Genomic DNA, 16,283 nt, shown 5'->3' with positions numbered 1-16,283 from the left:
AGCAGGAGAGGGTGACTCATCTCATTTATCCTCCAGAAGCTTCAAGGCGCGATCAAAGTCGAACAGTTCTACCTGCACCGCGACCTGTGCCAGTCGCTCTGCCAACGCCCGAGTGAGTGGCATGTTGCGCAGTCCCGCAAGCGCGTCCAAAGCCGCCGTGTCACCTTCATCCAGAAGCCCCACGAGCCTGTTCAGTTGCTCGTTGATTGCCGAGTCGTTCTGCAGGTCATCACCTGTACCGGCCGATTTGTCTGCCTTGAGGTCGGCCAGGGCCGCCAGGGTCGGGAGCAAGCAATGCTCGACCTGCGTCGCTAGCGCTTGCACTACCGTAGCCGGTTCGCCGTCCTGACAGGCCTGTTCCAGCAAAGCGCAGGCCTGCGCCACTGCCTTGGCGCCGATGTTGCCGGCGGTGCCGCGCAAACTGTGCGCCAGCCGTGCGGCAGCACCAGGATCCGGATCGATCCGTGCCGCCTGAAATTGCTTGGCAAAATCTGTCTGAGTATCGCGAAACTTGCAGAGCAGACGTAAGTAGAGATCCCGCCGCCCCATGCAGGTGGCGAGTCCCGCAGCCAGGTCAATGCCCTCAAGACGATCTGGCAAGCCATCGGCGAAACCTGCGCTCAGCGATGCTTGAGCGGCTCGGGGCTTGATCCATTTTGCCATTGTGGCGAACATGGTTTCGACATTGAGTGGCTTGGAGATATGGTCGTTCATACCGCATTCGAGCGCGCGCTCGCGGTCACCGTCCATTGCGTTGGCGGTCATGGCGATCACTGGCAGAGTGCTGAAGCGCGGTTGCTGGCGAATTTTTCGGGTGGCCGTGTAGCCATCCATCACCGGCATCTGGCAATCCATCAGTACGCCATCGAAGTCGCCATCCTCGCCGAGAATATCCAACGCCTCTTGGCCGTGCGTGGCGAGTCGCAAGCGTATGCCGACACTTTCCAGCAGCTCGCTGGCCAGTTCCTGATTCAGCTCATTGTCTTCGACCAAGAGCAGCCGGGCGCCATTTAGACTGGCTACGGTACTGGCATTCTCTTGGGTGCGTTCGCCAGCCCGAGTATTGCTTTGCGTGTCTCTGTCCAGCACTACACCGACGGCTTCGAGTAATGAGGACGGCGTGACGGGTTTGGTCAGAACCACCGGTAACTGGATGCCCTGGCGTTCGGCTTCTTCGCGGGCTTCTTCGCGGCCAAAAGCGGTGATCATGATGACCGATGGGGTGCGCATCAGACTGGCGGACTGCATTTTGCTCACGGCTTCCATGCCATCCATGCCCGGCATGCGCCAGTCCATCAAGACCAGATCGTAAGGCAGCACCTTATGCTCGGCGTCGGCCAACATGTGCAGCGCCAGACTACCGCTCTGTGCGACGTCCACTTCCAGGCCAAAGCTGCGCGCCATGCCCGAGAGGATTTCACGGGCACTGGCGTTGTCATCCACGACAAGAACACGCATGCCTGACAGCTCGCCAGCCTTGAACATACGAGGTGGCAGAACATTTTGCTGTACGCCGAGTTGTACCTGGAAGTGGAACGTGGAGCCGACTCCCGGCTCGCTCTCGACCCAGATTCGGCCGGCCATCAGCTCCACCAGTTTCCTGGAAATAGACAATCCCAAACCGGTGCCGCCATATTTGCGGGTGATCGAAGTGTCCGCCTGACTGAACGACTGGAACAGGCGTGAACACTGTTCGACAGTCATGCCGATGCCGGTGTCGCGCACCCAGAAATGCAGCTGCACGCTGTCCGTGAGCGTGCCAATTGCTTCCACGCCGACCACGATGTCGCCGTGCTCGGTGAACTTGGCCGCGTTGTTGCCGAGGTTGATCAGCACTTGCCCCAGCCGCAGGGGATCGCCGAGCAGGGCTGTGGGCAAGTCGGGCGGGATCTGAAACAACAACTCCAGACCCTTGTCCTCGGTCTTCAGGCCAATCATGGCGGCGAAGCTGTCGAGCACGTCTTCCAGGCGGAAAGGCACCTGTTCGAGGCTCATCCGGCCGGCCTCGATCTTGGAAAAATCGAGGATGTCGTTGATGATCCCCAGCAGATTCTCCGCCGAGCGGTGCACCTTTTCTATGTAGTTGCGCTGACGATTATCCAGTTCGGTGCGCAGCGCCAAGTGGCTCATGCCGATGATGGCGTTCATCGGCGTGCGGATCTCATGGCTCATGTTGGCGAGAAACTCGCTCTTGGCCTGAGTCGCCTCTTCGGCCGTGGCCCTGGCCTCTGCCAGTGCCGTGACGTCGATGTTGATGCCGGTTGCGCGCAAAGGCTTGCCGTCCGCCGTGCGGGAAAAACGGTTGAGCGAGCGGAACGTGCGCACCTGCCCATCGTTTTTGCGCACGATGCGAAAGTCGAATTCGACGCGATCATTATCACTCTGCACGGCGCTCTCAAACGTACTACTGACCCGCGCCAAATCGTCGGGATGCACCAGCGCCTGCCAGTGCGCCAGCGTGCCACCGAAGCCGCCAGGCTCCAGACCAAACAGGGTTTCGAGTTGGGGAGTCCAATAGTTTGTGCCGCTGACCAGATCGACGTCGAACAAACCGATGTCACCGGACTCCTGTGCCAGGTTCAGGCGATCGCTGGCAGTGCGCAGCCTGGCCTCCATTGCCCTGCGCTCACTGACATCGCGCACCGAGGCGCACACGCAGACGCCACGACCCTCCAGACGGGGCAAGTGGGAAAGGCCGATTTCCACGGAGAACAGGCTGCCGTCTTTGCGCACGCCGCTCAGATCGTCCAGATCGCCGCCCATTTGCCGGGTTCCGCCGCTGGCAATGAACCCGTCGCGTAACTTGACATGCCGCTCGCGGGCAGCCTGCGGTACCAGACGCTCAATGCTGGCGCCAATCAGCTCGCCCGGTGAGTAGCCAAACAAAGTGTCCATTTGCGGGTTGGTCATCAGGATGCGGCCGTCGGCTCCCAACACCAGCATGCCATCCGGTGCCGCCTCGATGATGCCGCGGTACCAGGCCTCGGTGGCGCGCAGTGCGACCTGCTGGGCCTCCAGCTCGCTGGCCTGATGTTCCAGTTGCAAGGCTTGCGCGCCCATTTCGTCTGCCTGGCGGCGAGTTTCCAAGAGCAGCGCCTGGGCTGCCTCACTGCGTTCCATAATGGCCATGGCACCGGCCAGCCTGGGCAGAACTTCTTGCAGCAGCAGCGCTTGGTTCTCTTCCAGTTGGCGAAAACCGGCCATTTCCATAACCCCGAGCAGGCGTTCGCCACGCAGCACGGGCTGCACCAGCAGATGGCTGGCGGCAGTTGCGCCCAACTGCGCGCGCACATGCCAGAACGATTCGGGCAGATCCTCAAGCTGACGGGGTTGGCGATCCAGCGCGCACTGGCCAAGCAACCCTTCACCGAGTTCAAGCTCGGCGGGCAACGGGTGCTCACTGTCCACCGCATAACCGCCGACTAATTGCAGGCGCGACGCGCCCTCATAAAGCACGTAAAGCGCCCCCTGGCACATGCCCAGACGGGGCGCGATGCGGCTGAAAAAAGCCTGGGCCAATTGTTGCGGCGTCTCGGCCTGTTGCAGATCGACTTGCAGGAGCGAGGCGTGAGCTTTCACCCAGCGTTGGCGCTCAAGCTGACAAGCCTCCACCTGCAGCGTGGCAATGGCCCGCGCCAGATCGCCGGTTTCGTTGCGCAGGTCGGTGTGCGGGATCTGGCCGTCGAGCTTGCCCGACGCCAATTCGTCCACGGCCACACGTACGCGATTCAGCGGCACGCGAATGGAATAACTGACCAGCCAGGTCAACAGCAAGGCCAGTGCCGAACCACCCAGCAGCAAGATGTACGTGATCGTAGTACTGCGCTCTGCGTACTCAGCCAGGTTCTTCGCTGTATCGTGGATGTCGGCTTCCTTGTTCCTTTCGATTTGGGTGAGCAGCCCGTCGCCGCCCTGTTCCAGCGCAAGAAAGTCCTTACTGTTGAGCAACATCAACGCCTGCCCCAGAGAGCCTTTGCCGGCCAATTCCAGTGCTTCATCGCCATCTTTTTGCAGACGCTGCAATAACACTTCGAATTCCACCAGGCTGCTGATGCTGCTCTGTCGGCGCAGTGTCGGGCGAACCTGCTCCAGCGCTTCGTGGAGTCGCTGTTGGGCGACATCCATCTGGGCTCTGGCGCTGATTCGAATGTCCGCATTGTTGGTTGCGATTGCACGTTGCATGGCGAGCAACAGATGCGGCAACTGCACCCGAACTTCCTGCACATGCTGGATACCCACCAGATCCTGTTGGTACAACTGCTGCATTTCATTTTTGAGCGAATACTGGGTGCGCAGGCTTTGCACGCCCAATATCAGGATCAATATCAGCAGCGCAGCGAAGCCGATGATCAATTTACTGCGCAGAGACAGGCGCTCGAGCATCTCGAACAGTCTGTTCATAAACGGCCTCTTTCAACGGGATGTGCAAACGGATGCGCGGGGCTCAGGGCCGGTCGGCAATCTGCTCAAGCAGGGCTAACTGCCTGGCCATGTCCTGGTCGCTGTCGGCGAATTGCTCGGCAATTGCGCGAAACTGCTCGGCATTGGCGAGAAACACGTCACAGATGTCCGGATCAAAATGCGAGCCCCGGCCTTCGCGGATGATTTTCACTGCCTGCTCATGGGGCATGCCGGGCTTGTACACGCGGCGGCTGATCAACGCATCGTAGACATCTGCCACGGCCATCAACCTCGCGCTGATCGGGATGTCGTCGGTGGCCACGCCTTGCGGATAGCCACTGCCATCCCACTTTTCCTGATGGCCGTAGGCAATTTCCTTGGCCAAATGAAGGAAGTCGACGTTTATGCCTAATTGATCCTCCGCGTGCTGGATGGCGTCGCGCCCCAATGTGGTGTGGGTCTTCATGACCTCGAATTCTTCCGGGGTCAGCCGTCCCGGTTTGAGCAGGATACGATCGGGAATGCCAATCTTGCCGATATCGTGCAGCGGTGCCGATTTGAAGAGCAGCTTGATGGTCTCGTCGTCAAGGAAGTGCCGGAAGCGCGGGTGATTGCGCAACAGTTCAGCCAGCCGTTTGATGTAGTGCTGGGTGCGGCGAATGTGGTTGCCGGTTTCGTTGTCACGGGTTTCGGCCAGCGAGGCCATCGCGTGGATCGTGACATCCTGGATGGCGATCACCTCGCGGGTACGCCGTTGCACTTCCTGCTCCAGAAAATCGTTCTGATTGCGCAGGAAATCGGCAACGGCCTTGAGCTTGATCTGCGTCTCGACCCTGGCCATGAGCACCGGGGGGATGATCGGCTTGGTGATGTAATCCGCAGCACCGAGGCTCAAGCCGCGAATCTCGTCCTCCGTGGCGGTCATGGAGGTCAGGAAAATGATCGGTATATGGCGAATGCGGGCATCAAGTTTGAGCTGCTCGGCAACGTCATAACCGGACAGCCCCGGCATCATGATGTCCAGCAGGATCAGGTCGGGAAGGGGGTCGGCCTGTAGAAGGCGCAAGGCTTTCTCGCCACTGTTGGCGGCCTTGACCCGATATTTGTCCTTCAGCAACTCAGCGATCAACATCAGGTTGTCGGGGGTGTCGTCGACCACCAGAACGGTCGCTGATGGATAAACGCCCTGAGTGCTATCCATGTTTGTTGGCTCCCTTGCCAGACGATTAAAGAGTGGGCGTAAGTGCACCAATCTCTTGCTGGCAAGCGTAGCTAGAAAAGCTGCAATCGCTAGGTGGAGATCTGTAAGGTCGGTTCGAACAGGCACTAAATCGAATGTCTGTTACTGGCCAAAAGCGTTCCTGCTTAATGGCCATTCAGGCGTTAATGGGAATTTGTGTTAATTGCGAATGGGTTTGTATAGCATGCGCGGGAGTTTTTGGCGGATTTACTCCCTGTATTGGCCTATTCGTAAAGGTTTCTCTCTTCATGCGTCGTACCCTGCTTTCCATTTGTGTGCTGCAAGTGTTGTCGCCTGCCTCTTGGGCTGAACAAACGGAGGGATCTCCCTCAACGCTGGAGTTGGACGCAACCGATGTTATCGGTACTGCGAATTACGAAAGGGCGGACGGCCCGGTGCAGGGTTATCGGGCGACTCGCTCAGCCAGTGCCACACGCACCGACACGTCGATCCACGAAACCCCGCAATCGATCAGTGTGGTTTCGAAAGACGCGGTCGAGGATCTGGGCGCCACCCGTTTGCAGGACGCGCTTGATTACGCCGGGGGCGTTGGGCGGGCGAACAATTTTGGTGGTCAGGGCCTGACCACATTTACCGTGCGTGGCTTCACCACCGGCGAGTTTTATCGCAACGGTTTTCCGATCAACCGCGGCTATCCGAACATGCCGGATGCCAACACCATTGAACGCCTCGAAGTGCTGCGCGGCCCGGCCACCATGCTTTACGGTCGGGGTGATCCTGGCGGTACCTTCAACGTGGTGTCCAAACAGCCGTTGCCCGAGCGCACCGTCACCCTGGGTAGCCAGCTCAACGATCAGGGCATGAAGCGCGGCACGCTGGACGCTTCCGGTCCGCTCGACGAGGAAGGGCGTCTGGCCTATCGGCTGAACGTAGTGGGCGAGGGCGGCGACACCTTTCGCGATCACGTCGAAACCGAGCGCTACGGCATCGCGCCGGTGCTCACCTGGCAGGCAACCGATGCGACCAAGCTGGTTTTCGAAGGCGATTTCATGCGCAACAACGCGCCTCTGGATCGAGGCGTTACCCGCTACGCGAAACAGACAGGTACCGCCTCGCGCGACAGTTTTTTTGGCGAAAAAGACGCAGGCAAACTGCATAACGACAACAACATGGCGCAACTGCGTTTCGAGCACATGCTCAACGACGACTGGACGCTGGGCGGCGGTTTTCAGTGGCTCGACGGATCGCTCAAGGGCAACGCCATCGAGGCCAACGGTATTGCCGCTGACGGTCGCACCCTGGGGCGCAATTTCAACTATCGCAAGCTGGAGTGGACCGACAAGGATACCCAGCTCAATCTGACCGGGCATTTCGATACCGCAGGTTTGCAGCACACCTTGCTTACCGGCATCGAGTATGAGGATTACGACTACAAGTCGATCATTCAACGCTCCAGCGGAGCCGTCGGTGCGTATCCGATCGACATCTTCGACCCGGTGTACGGCCAGCCGCGTCCGGCACTCACCCGCACGCCGACTCACGACAAGGAAAACCTCAAGACGTATGCCGCGTTTGTGCAGGATCAGGTGGCGTTGACCGACAAACTGAAAGTGCTGGCCGGAGCGCGTTTCGAACGCTTCGAACATGACTACGAAACCTACGTGCCCGGCGCCAAGAGTTGGCAGGCGAGTGACAACGCGGTGACACCGCGCATCGGCGTCACCTACGACTTGACCGACACATTGGCGGTTTATGCTGACACCGCTCGCTCCTTCAAGCCGAACACCGGCGCCAGCCGCCAGGGCGGTGGGTTCGAGCCGGAGAAAGGCAAGTCCTACGAAATGGGGATCAAGTGGGAAGCGCTGGATCAGCAGTTGAGTGTCGACGCGGCGGTCTATCAAATCGAAAAGCGCAACGTGTTGACCACCGACCCTGTTGATTCAACCTTCAGCGTTGCGGCCGGTGAGGTGCGCAGCCGTGGTTTCGACGTCAACGTTGCCGGCAACCTGACGCCCGAATGGCGCGTGATTGGCGGCTACGCCTATGTCGATGCCGAAGTGACCAAAGACAACGTACTGCGCTCTGGCACGCGACTGATGAATATCCCGAAAAACAGCTTCAGCCTGCTGAATATGTATGAGTTCCAGGACGGCACCCTCAAAGGGCTAGGCTTGGGCACCGGGCTCAAGTACGTCGACGAGCGCGCCGGACAAACTGCCAACACGGCGTTTTCGATGGGCAGCTACACCGTTGTCGACCTGCTCAGCTTCTACAAGATCAATGACAAGGTGCGGCTCAATCTTGACGTGAAAAACCTCTTTGATCGTGACTATGAAGAGGGCGCATTCGGTAACGTCTACGCCTATCCGGGGGCGCCGCGGACAGTGCAGGTTGGTATTTCCTATAGCTTGTAGCCTGGAGTGTTGGTGAACGCTGTAGTGGTCAACTAATCCCGGACACGACGTTAATTTTTCCTCGGCCTGAGCCGGGGCCAGCTCATTATTGAACTGATGCGGTCTAATCCAGTTGTACCGATGCATCAGGTAATGGCTGATGTCGCGATTCGCTTCTTGAGCTGTGATGTAGCCCACGTTCGGTATCCATTCAGTTTTCAAGCTGCGTAACACATGCTCCATCGGCGCATTATCCCAGCAGTTTCCACGACGGCTCATGTTGGCGCATGCGGTAACGCCAGAGCCGTTGGCGAAACTGGCGGCTGCCATTTTGCGAGCCCTGATCCGAGTGAAACTGAAGCCCTTGAGGCCTGCCACGCTGTTCGTAGGCCATGTCCAACGCGTTGATGACCAGGTCCGCATCCGGCTTGTTCGACAGCGCCCAACTCACCACTCGGCCGGCACGCACTACGACTACGACGAGCGCGGCAACCAGATCCAGCGCTGGCACAACGGCCAACGTAGCGACCTGCGTTGGGACCTGTTTGATCGACTGGTGCATTTCGAAGACCCCCGCCTCGGCGTAGATTTCGCCTACGACGCACTGGGACGCCGCCTGCACAAAAACTCGCGCGCGCACTACAAACAGCGTCCAGAAGCAGGTTCCCTCTGGAACAGAAACGAACACGCGCGCAAATAACGCGAACTCGGCTGCGGCTTTACCTTGTACGGTTGGGATGGCGATACCCTCGCCTTTGAAAGCAGTCCGGCGCAGAGCGATGGCGAACCGGGTCGCACAGTGCACTACGTCTTCGAACCGGGGACTTTTGTCCCAGTTGCACAGGCTTTACGGCATGCGCCAATTGATCTGATTGGGCTGCCGGATTACAGCGGTGAATACAGCCTTGATGAAGATCCAGTGTGGAATCACAAGGCAACGGCATTACCGTTTGATGCGTTGGCCTGGTACCAATGTGATCACCTGGGGACGCCGCAGGAGCTGACCGATTCACAAGGCAATGTGGCCTGGACCGCGCAGTACAAGGCGTGGGGGCAGGTGACAGAGCAGCGCTCGGAGTGGGCGCGGCAGCATGATGTGATGAACCCGATACGGTTTCAGGGTCAATATCACGATCATGAGACGGGGCTGCATTACAACCGGCATCGGTACTATGATCCAGGAGTTGGTCGTTTCATTAGCAAAGACCCGATCGGTTACATGGGAGGGCTAAATCTTTATGCTTATGCACCAAATCCGACGGGTTGGGTCGATAGTCTTGGTTTGAGTGCAACATGCCCATGTGAATGTAATAAAGTACTTGAAGCTGAAGGTGTGGTGACAGGTCGTCATGGTGATCTTCGAAAAATAGGGGGGCTCCAAGACTCCCACCACATCTATCAGGATGCGTCGATGAATGGAATTTCAGGTTATAAATACAATGATGCGCCAGCGATAAGCCTTCAAGGAAGAAACCCAGACGGAACCACTCGGGGAACTCCGCACTATAATGCTAATCGAGCCCAAGATAAGGCATCAACTGCCGGCCTGCTAGGAAGTGAAACTGTCGTAGCTTTCAAGTCGCTCCGTGCCGCGGGACTGAGTCCGAAGGCAGCGAAGTGCGCGACACTACAGGCTCGTGGCTATTTCACCGGAATTAAGGCCAACGCGGGTACCAACACCGCAACACCTTCCAAGAGACGGAGTCGATAAATGAGTACACCCACTAATCACCAAGCTTATGCCAAGACCAAATCGCTTGTAGAGGCCATCAATCGCCGTGACTCCTCTACGCTTGAGCAAAATTTTGGAATATCTAGCGCGGTTGCTGATGAAATTTATGAGTGTATCGATGAATTTTTCGATAAAGCCACCAGTATATCCATCGCACCTGAAGAAAAAGCTTTTGATTCAAGCAAGCAAGGTCGCCCTTACATTGATGTATATGAAACTAATGAAAAAGCACTCGGGTTAGAATGCGTTCTTTTTGCTGATGGTGCACCCGGTGAAGCTATCCTACACCTCGAGGTTTCCGAGGTTAATGGGGAGCTGATGGTGTATTACAAGTATATTGGTTCTTGATGGCTCACAGAAATATTTAAATTAGCACGGTCACTAAATGCCGTTGAGTACTAATGCACCGTTTAAGAGAGTTGCTCCATGAAAGATGTTATCCGGCTGGGCGACTCCACAACTCACGGTGGCAAAGTTCTTGAAGCATTCTCCCAGACCGACCTAAACGGCAAACCTATAGCTGGGATGGGTCACAAGGTAAGTTGCCCTCTGTGCAAAGGAATTTTTCCAATCGCCGAGGGCAGCAGGGTCTATACCGTAGATGGCACGCCAATTGCGCTGGACGGCATGAAAACCGCTTGTGGGGCTGCACTGATTGCGAGTGGTCCTAAAGGGGCGGTTGTCGGCTGAAGCTTAGAGGATTTGTACGCCCTGAATGAAGCCGTTGACGGTGAAACAGAGTTCGCTCTGTAGTGGTCAACTAATCCCGGACACGACGTTAAGTTTTTTCTCGGCCCGCGCCGGGGCCAGTCCGTTGTTGAATTGGTGCGGTCTAATCTAGTTCATCCCAAGGTTAGGAAAGCCCTAAAGGCTGTGCCGAAGGATCAACGTGAGCCATGGCATGGCAAGTGTGCAGAAATCGAGTGCCTGAGCCGATCCTATGACGCGGGAATGGATCCCGCGGGCGGTACAAGCGGAGCCGTCAATATTGGTACCTCGGGCAAGGGGCATGGAACCGCTAAAAAGGCGGGTCGCTCCTGTAGCTCCGTACTCACAACACTTGGAGTCCACCATGATTAGTCATGAGCAAATCGTTCATTTTTCAGAGCAGTTGAGTAAAAGTAAGGCTGAAGCCGAAGCGGCTCGGAACATGATGAAGTTTATGTGCGCGGGCGTAGGTTTGGTTCTTCAGGACGAAGAAGTGTCCCCAATTGTCAAAAGCGCGTTTGCAGCTGCGCACAAATACTGGTTTGAAGGGGGGGGAATGAAAAGGAGTTGAATGCCGCCAGAGTTAAATGCTGGGATTTTCTGGAAGCGAAAGGGCGCGATGTCGACATTGAAGATAACGAGGACGCTGCTGTAAGAGCTTTATTTTGCGTCATGTATCCTGACAGAGTTTCGGATGAAGATTTCGTGCAAGAGTCTTTTGAGTGGTTTTTTGAGATGATCAACAGGATTGGCGATTTCAGTCAGGCGTTTGAAAAGCTTGCTACGAAAGTAGCCCTCAAGGGAGGGGCCTGACCATAAAAGGCCTAAGCGCTGGCTGCCACAACCGAGGTAGCTCAGTAAAAGTGATATCCATTTACTGGTCTAAAGTCGACATTATGAATCGCACTGGTTTCGCAGGCATAACTGGCTCGTTAATTTTGTCGGTTCTCTACCGTTCACAGCGGGCGGGAATCGGCCAAAAGCGGTTAATTGCCAGTGTCTGCCTTGGCCGATAGCGGTCGGTCAAAAGCGGCAACTATCGGCCAACAGCGGACTCACAATTAGGCATGAAAGCACCTAGGGACTCCTGGACAATTCAGTGTTCTAGGCAGGCTTCAGGGCGCATGGGTTTGTTAAGGATAGGAGTTTCATAGGGCACGTTTCCCTATGCAAGGAGATTGGTCGTTAACACCGGCAGACTGCTTTTTGAAAATGGTCTCGCGAAGATGCTTTTCCACAGTATTCCAGGGGGTCTTGGCGTCTACTGCGCTTAGCATCCAGGCTCCAACAGCTATGGGATCATTGGAATACACGTGATCCCCGTTTCTGGCATAGGTCAGAAGCCAGCCAGGATATTTATCGTTGAAGCTGTGCTCGTCACCACCATGCTTATCCTTGGCCTGCACTCGATAATTATAGGCCTGGGTAAGGACCGCATAATGACGCCCTTCAACAACTTCCTCTTTCCGGCAGGTGTGAGCTGGGGAGAAAGAGTCTTGGAAGATGTGAAATATACTGCCCAGCGCCACATCATGGGTGCGCTTATTTCGTTCATCGAGAGGAACGCCAGATCGGGCAAATAGCGTCCGAATCTTTACGTTTTTTTGCTCAACACATTGATTTAAAGCGATTGACGGTAGTCCCAGGCTTGCTTCGATTTGCGGTGTGAGTGGGGAGTCAACGGGCGTATCCCCCGTTGCCACGTCATAAGCAAACCTAATCCAGGCGAGAGCCAACCTTGTGGTCTCTTCTAGTTGGGCCTCATCACTAGCATCGCCGGGCATTTGGCTAGACATGAAGTGGAGGTACTGAAGATTGCCATAGTGAGAGTTCCAGCCAAGGTGATTCTTCCCTTCAACTTCGCAGCCTTCACGGCCCCCAGCGTACTTTTTAGATTCCGGTTTGAACTGGCCACTCAGATTCCACAGTCCATCTCTGAAGTCTTTGCTTTCACCCCAGGTGTACATCAACGGGTCATCATTCCACCAACTGCCATATATGATGGCAAGGGTCTTGTGAGGATACGAGCTTGGTGGCTTATTCCACTCTGGGTCTTTCATGTATTCAAAAATTAGTTGCCTTGGTTTGGAGTCGTCCGTCTGTTTATTGCGGCTTAGGAAGCCTTCAAAATTTGCACCGCGGTATTCGTCAATAGCAAAATTTGTCATGTGCTCATGGACCGTGCCCTTCGAGTATTTGCCATTGGCAAACCCTGCAACTAAGTCCGCTTTCTTGCACTGATTCCAGGCTCTTATCGGTGCTTGATCTAAATAATTCGAGCTGTAGACCAGCACACGTAGACATGGGTTTATTTCAAAAGCCATTCCAGTTGATGAGGAGAGGGCGCAAGCCCCTGCGATGGAGATTGCTGCGGTCAGCTTGGTGTATTTCATAGCGTCCCTGCTGTGATGATGGTATTTCAGCACCATGCTAGTTGGGTGCCGTCAAAATACAAGCCGATTAGCCCATGACTACTTATGAAACCGAGCTTAGTCCAGCATAGTGGTTTGATCTATCAGATCTATCAGATCTATCAGATCTATCAGATCTATCAGATCTGCCAAAGGTAAACTGGACTACCCCCGCTCCAGTAGACATTTTCCAACCCCATAATGAGGCGCGCTCAAACGCCTCGGGACTGACACCACCCAAGTGACTGTGGCGGGTGCGGGCTCAGCGGCTTGCTAATGTCCGCTACTCGCCGATCTCTGCCTGTCGTGAGGGCCGTAATCGGCCCAAAACGGAGCCTCCAAGCAAGAATGTTTGCGTCAGCTACGCTATTCCACCAAGCACGATACTGAAAGCGAGGATTGGGATGACAGTTGGCCGCAGAGATGATCTAGCCTATTCCATCCTGTTAATCACTCCGGTTCTCCTTTACGCCAGTATAGGTGCGAACCCGCTGTATTCAGGCAGTGGTTACCTTGTTGCAGTCCCCGCAGCCGTGTTCGTACTGGGCTCGATTTTTCGAACGCCTGCCCTGTTTCTGACTGGTACGACAGCCGCGGCGGTGGCCACACTGTTGATCTACATGAACATCATCGCCAGCCTCGACCACCCCGAAGGGTTGTTTGGGCTCGGGCATCTGTTCTCAATGCCCGGCATGTTGGTGGGTGCATCAGCGTCGGCCTGGCTGTTGAGATACCGCGTGAAAGCAAGTTTGCCATGGATCGTCGCGGGCATTGGCTTTCTGGGAACTGCCTTGGGATTCATGGTCGCCCAGATGGTTATGTGCAACACCCTGATGTATTGCGGACCGCTTTCATTTGGGGGTTAACGCAGGAACCGAACTTCCCCTTCTGGCTGAAAGCAGGCGGGTATTACCTTGTTTCAGCTACGCCAGGAGGCCAGCTTTCATAGAAAGAGCAGCCTACAGGTATCGGGTTGCCATCCATATGGTATGCGGCCCATGCCAATAGGTGTGCCATGCGTTCTGCAGCAACTGGCGACAGTCTGCAAGATTCTCTGACTTCGTCTAGTCGTACTCGCAAACATCGAGGTGGCGTCGAACCCCGGAAAATCCGCCAAGATAGAGATAGAACTCGTCGAGAAGGATACCCACGCCTGGAACACCATAGGTGCCGGCCACACCTGGTGCCTCCTCATATATGGCCTTCACATCATGGCCTTCCAAGGCCGCGACAGCGGTTAGTACATCGCAAAAAGTATCTTTCATGCTGTTGCTGACCCAGAGGTCATAGCTGTTGCCGATAATGATGGGCGCGCCCATGAGTCTTACTCTGATTTCGATAATGGAATGCTGAAGAAGAGACGGATTCAGCCATGTCGGCAATTTTCAATAGGCCGTCTCCCCTCCGATTATTATCGTTTTGGGCTGGAAAAGGCCATGCGTGGGCGGCTGCTCTTGGCCGGAAGCAGCCTGTTGAAGGTTGCCCCATACCTGAGTGTCGAGGTCCATCCAGTGATGTGGAAAGGATAGGGTTGCGGAAATGCCCGAAAAGATGCGGAAACGATCCATAGAGAGAGGAGCAAAATTCTTGAATGTCAGAAACGACAAAGCCCTGAATAATCAGGGCTTTGTCGGTACCAAATATGGCGGAGGCGATGGGATTCGAACTCATGGACCTGTTACAGTCGACGGTTTTCAAGACCGTTGCCTTAAACCACTCGGCCACACCTCCGTTGCGTTGCGGGCGCCATAATACCTGAATGAAACACACTGTCAAACTCTCTGCATGGCTTGTTACAGAGCGTCTGTTATGATCTTTGCGACTGAACGTTTCAAACCAACAGGAGTGTCGCCATGCGCGAACAGGATTACGCAGTTAATAACAGCGTGCAGGCTGAGCAGCTAGAGGTTAGCCGCGTCCTGCGCAACACTTACGGCCTACTGGCGCTGACCCTCGCATTCAGCGGTGTGATGGCTTTCGTCGCTCAGCAGATGCGTGTTGGCTACCCGAATATTTTCGTGGTGCTGATCGGCTTCTACGGGCTGTTCTTCCTCACCAACAAACTCCGTGATTCCGCGTGGGGCCTGGTATCCGCGTTTGCGCTGACCGGTTTCATGGGTTTCCTGCTCGGCCCGATCCTCAACCGTTACCTGGGCATGCAGGGCGGCGCTGAAGTTGTCAGTTCGGCGTTCGCGATGACGGCGCTGGTGTTCGGTGGTCTGTCGGCTTACGTGCTGATCACTCGCAAGGACATGAGCTTCCTCGGTGGTTTCATCACCGCCGGTTTCTTCGTCCTGCTGGGTGCAACGCTGGCAAGCTTCTTCTTCCAGATCAGCGGCCTGCAACTGGCGATCAGCGCAGGTTTCGTGCTGTTCTCGTCGGTGTGCATCCTGTTCCAGACCAGCGCCATCATTCACGGCGGCGAGCGTAACTACATCATGGCGACCATCAGCCTGTATGTATCGATCTACAACCTGTTCATCAGCTTGTTGCAGATCTTCGGCATCATGAGCCGCGACGACTGATCGCAGCCTGTGAAGCAACAAAAAACCCGCTTAGGCGGGTTTTTTTTCGGCTGCAGGAAAGCACAGGGGGATTAGTTGATGACGATGCTGCCGTCGGTACTTTGCCGATACAGGGTATAGGGCAGCAGCAGGGTATCGAGTGCTCCGGACACCACCGCGTCAACCAATAATCCTGGGACAGCCGTGTTGTAGTCGTTTGCGTCCTTGCCCTCGCCCAAAGGCGCATGCAGGCTGCAAAAATCGTACATGACACCGCTGTAGATCCGAGGGACTGCGCCGCAATAGGATTTCTGCTTCTTCAAGCCATCCGCTGCCGCCTGATCGCTGCGCACGACCGTCTGAACCGTGCCACAACCCACCAGCATCAACGCTGCCAGCACCATTAACTGAATTCTCATCGCCGCCAATCCTTCGCCGGAAAAAACTCAATCTACGCTGAACGTGCAGAAATAGCACTTAAGCCATCGGTGGCAGTCGGCGCTTGACGGGGGTCTTCTTGACGATCGCGGTATTGGTTTCCGCCAAGGTGTTCAAGCGGTCGAGGAGGGTGTCCAGTTGCTCCATCGAGCGCACGTGCAAGCGGGCGATAAAGCAGTCCTCACCGGTGACCTTGTCGCACTCGGTGAATTCGGGGATGGACATGATCTGCCGCTCCACCTCTTGCAATTGCCCCGGCAGTGGCCGCACGCGCACGATTGCCTGCAACTGGTAGCCAAAGCATTTCGGGTCGATCTCGACGGTGTAGCCCTTGAGCACACCACGTTCCTCCAGGCGCCGCAGACGCTCGGCCACGCTGGGCGACGACAACCCGCTGATGTGCGCCAGCGCCTTGAGCGAGCGCCGCGAATCCTCCATCAATGCGCTGATGAGGATCTGATCAATATCGTCGGTCATGGGGAAACTCCTGGATTA

At 56.1% G+C, this 16,283-nt stretch carries 13 protein-coding genes, 1 tRNA gene and 2 pseudogenes; 8 read left to right on the top strand and 8 right to left on the bottom strand.

Going from position 1 to position 16,283, the window contains the following annotated elements:
• Window positions 1–21 precede the first annotated feature (21 nt).
• Window positions 22–4,401 carry a response regulator gene (locus ACQ4MY_RS05000; protein ID WP_440094090.1) on the bottom strand — a complete coding sequence of 1,460 codons (4,380 nt, stop codon included), beginning with the start codon at window positions 4,399–4,401 and terminating at the stop codon, window positions 22–24.
• A 43-nt stretch (window positions 4,402–4,444) separates the two neighbouring features.
• Window positions 4,445–5,602 carry a response regulator gene (locus ACQ4MY_RS04995; RefSeq protein WP_440094088.1) on the bottom strand — a complete coding sequence of 386 codons (1,158 nt, stop codon included), beginning with the start codon at window positions 5,600–5,602 and terminating at the stop codon, window positions 4,445–4,447.
• Window positions 5,603–5,889: 287 nt separating this feature from the next.
• On the opposite strand from ACQ4MY_RS04995, the gene ACQ4MY_RS04990 reads away from it, so the two are divergent.
• Window positions 5,890–8,016: a TonB-dependent siderophore receptor gene (locus ACQ4MY_RS04990; protein ID WP_440094086.1), complete on the top strand. Its 2,127-nt coding sequence runs from the start codon at window positions 5,890–5,892 to the stop codon at window positions 8,014–8,016.
• A 28-nt stretch (window positions 8,017–8,044) separates the two neighbouring features.
• Here ACQ4MY_RS04990 and ACQ4MY_RS04985 read toward each other — a convergent pair.
• A pseudogene (locus tag ACQ4MY_RS04985) lies at window positions 8,045–8,473 on the bottom strand (DDE-type integrase/transposase/recombinase); the annotation flags it as partial.
• Here ACQ4MY_RS04985 and ACQ4MY_RS04980 point away from each other — a divergent pair.
• The 5 genes and pseudogenes from ACQ4MY_RS04980 to ACQ4MY_RS04960 all read left to right on the top strand — a co-directional run.
• A pseudogene (locus ACQ4MY_RS04980) lies at window positions 8,453–9,706 on the top strand (RHS repeat-associated core domain-containing protein); the annotation flags it as partial. The pseudogenes ACQ4MY_RS04985 and ACQ4MY_RS04980 overlap by 21 nt on opposite strands.
• Entirely contained in the window at window positions 9,707–10,075 is a 369-nt protein-coding gene (locus ACQ4MY_RS04975; RefSeq protein ID WP_440094084.1) for a hypothetical protein, read from the top strand. It abuts the pseudogene before it with no gap.
• A gap of 78 nt (window positions 10,076–10,153) precedes the next feature.
• Complete coding sequence (locus tag ACQ4MY_RS04970; RefSeq protein WP_440094082.1) at window positions 10,154–10,417, top strand: PAAR domain-containing protein; 264 nt, start codon at window positions 10,154–10,156, stop codon at window positions 10,415–10,417.
• A gap of 382 nt (window positions 10,418–10,799) precedes the next feature.
• The gene (locus ACQ4MY_RS04965; protein WP_440094080.1) at window positions 10,800–11,006 is read left to right on the top strand and encodes a hypothetical protein; all 207 of its coding nucleotides are present in this window, start codon (window positions 10,800–10,802) and stop codon (window positions 11,004–11,006) included.
• Window positions 11,003–11,248: a hypothetical protein gene (locus ACQ4MY_RS04960; RefSeq protein ID WP_440094078.1), complete on the top strand. Its 246-nt coding sequence runs from the start codon at window positions 11,003–11,005 to the stop codon at window positions 11,246–11,248. Before ACQ4MY_RS04965 ends, ACQ4MY_RS04960 begins: the two co-directional genes overlap by 4 nt.
• 335 nt (window positions 11,249–11,583) lie before the next feature.
• On the opposite strand, the gene ACQ4MY_RS04955 is transcribed toward ACQ4MY_RS04960, so the two are convergent.
• Window positions 11,584–12,828, bottom strand: a complete 1,245-nt coding sequence (locus ACQ4MY_RS04955; RefSeq protein ID WP_440094077.1) for a hypothetical protein — start codon at window positions 12,826–12,828, stop codon at window positions 11,584–11,586.
• 422 nt (window positions 12,829–13,250) lie between these two features.
• Between ACQ4MY_RS04955 and ACQ4MY_RS04950 the strand changes: the two genes are divergently transcribed.
• Window positions 13,251–13,712, top strand: coding sequence for a hypothetical protein (locus tag ACQ4MY_RS04950; RefSeq protein WP_440094076.1), 462 nt, complete (start codon window positions 13,251–13,253; stop codon window positions 13,710–13,712).
• A gap of 198 nt (window positions 13,713–13,910) precedes the next feature.
• On the opposite strand, the gene ACQ4MY_RS04945 is transcribed toward ACQ4MY_RS04950, so the two are convergent.
• Together ACQ4MY_RS04945 and ACQ4MY_RS04940 are read right to left on the bottom strand one after the other, a co-directional pair.
• Window positions 13,911–14,165 (bottom strand): hypothetical protein, encoded by a 255-nt coding sequence (locus ACQ4MY_RS04945; protein ID WP_440094074.1) that lies wholly within the window; start codon window positions 14,163–14,165, stop codon window positions 13,911–13,913.
• 324 nt (window positions 14,166–14,489) lie between these two features.
• Window positions 14,490–14,577 (bottom strand) — tRNA-Ser (locus ACQ4MY_RS04940).
• A 122-nt stretch (window positions 14,578–14,699) separates the two neighbouring features.
• On the opposite strand from ACQ4MY_RS04940, the gene ACQ4MY_RS04935 reads away from it, so the two are divergent.
• Entirely contained in the window at window positions 14,700–15,371 is a 672-nt protein-coding gene (locus ACQ4MY_RS04935; RefSeq protein ID WP_008081508.1) for a Bax inhibitor-1/YccA family protein, read from the top strand.
• A 71-nt stretch (window positions 15,372–15,442) separates the two neighbouring features.
• Here the strand turns inward: ACQ4MY_RS04935 and ACQ4MY_RS04930 are convergent, their stop codons facing one another.
• Window positions 15,443–15,769 carry a YceK/YidQ family lipoprotein gene (locus ACQ4MY_RS04930; RefSeq protein ID WP_158834006.1) on the bottom strand — a complete coding sequence of 109 codons (327 nt, stop codon included), beginning with the start codon at window positions 15,767–15,769 and terminating at the stop codon, window positions 15,443–15,445.
• A gap of 58 nt (window positions 15,770–15,827) precedes the next feature.
• On the bottom strand, window positions 15,828–16,265 hold the full coding sequence (locus ACQ4MY_RS04925) for an Lrp/AsnC family transcriptional regulator (protein ID WP_008081511.1): 438 nt from the start codon (window positions 16,263–16,265) through the stop codon (window positions 15,828–15,830).
• Between the last annotated feature and the right edge of the window lie 18 nt (window positions 16,266–16,283).

Origin of the sequence: Pseudomonas sp. SM4, from assembly GCF_051913165.1 — a bacterium.
GTDB lineage: Bacteria > Pseudomonadota > Gammaproteobacteria > Pseudomonadales > Pseudomonadaceae > Aquipseudomonas.
This window is presented reverse-complemented; position numbering and strand designations above follow the sequence as displayed.

Excerpts from the sequence above, each read along its gene's own strand:
- ACQ4MY_RS05000 (WP_440094090.1), bottom strand. The coding sequence starts at position 4,401 with ATGAACAGACTGTTCGAGATGCTCGAGCGCCTGTCTCTGCGCAGTAAA.
- ACQ4MY_RS04995 (WP_440094088.1), bottom strand. The coding sequence starts at position 5,602 with ATGGATAGCACTCAGGGCGTTTATCCATCAGCGACCGTTCTGGTGGTC.
- ACQ4MY_RS04990 (WP_440094086.1), top strand. The coding sequence starts at position 5,890 with ATGCGTCGTACCCTGCTTTCCATTTGTGTGCTGCAAGTGTTGTCGCCT.
- ACQ4MY_RS04975 (WP_440094084.1), top strand. The coding sequence starts at position 9,707 with ATGAGTACACCCACTAATCACCAAGCTTATGCCAAGACCAAATCGCTT.
- ACQ4MY_RS04970 (WP_440094082.1), top strand. The coding sequence starts at position 10,154 with ATGAAAGATGTTATCCGGCTGGGCGACTCCACAACTCACGGTGGCAAA.
- ACQ4MY_RS04965 (WP_440094080.1), top strand. The coding sequence starts at position 10,800 with ATGATTAGTCATGAGCAAATCGTTCATTTTTCAGAGCAGTTGAGTAAA.
- ACQ4MY_RS04955 (WP_440094077.1), bottom strand. The coding sequence starts at position 12,828 with ATGAAATACACCAAGCTGACCGCAGCAATCTCCATCGCAGGGGCTTGC.
- ACQ4MY_RS04950 (WP_440094076.1), top strand. The coding sequence starts at position 13,251 with ATGACAGTTGGCCGCAGAGATGATCTAGCCTATTCCATCCTGTTAATC.
- ACQ4MY_RS04945 (WP_440094074.1), bottom strand. The coding sequence starts at position 14,165 with ATGGGCGCGCCCATCATTATCGGCAACAGCTATGACCTCTGGGTCAGC.
- ACQ4MY_RS04935 (WP_008081508.1), top strand. The coding sequence starts at position 14,700 with ATGCGCGAACAGGATTACGCAGTTAATAACAGCGTGCAGGCTGAGCAG.
- ACQ4MY_RS04930 (WP_158834006.1), bottom strand. The coding sequence starts at position 15,769 with ATGAGAATTCAGTTAATGGTGCTGGCAGCGTTGATGCTGGTGGGTTGT.
- ACQ4MY_RS04925 (WP_008081511.1), bottom strand. The coding sequence starts at position 16,265 with ATGACCGACGATATTGATCAGATCCTCATCAGCGCATTGATGGAGGAT.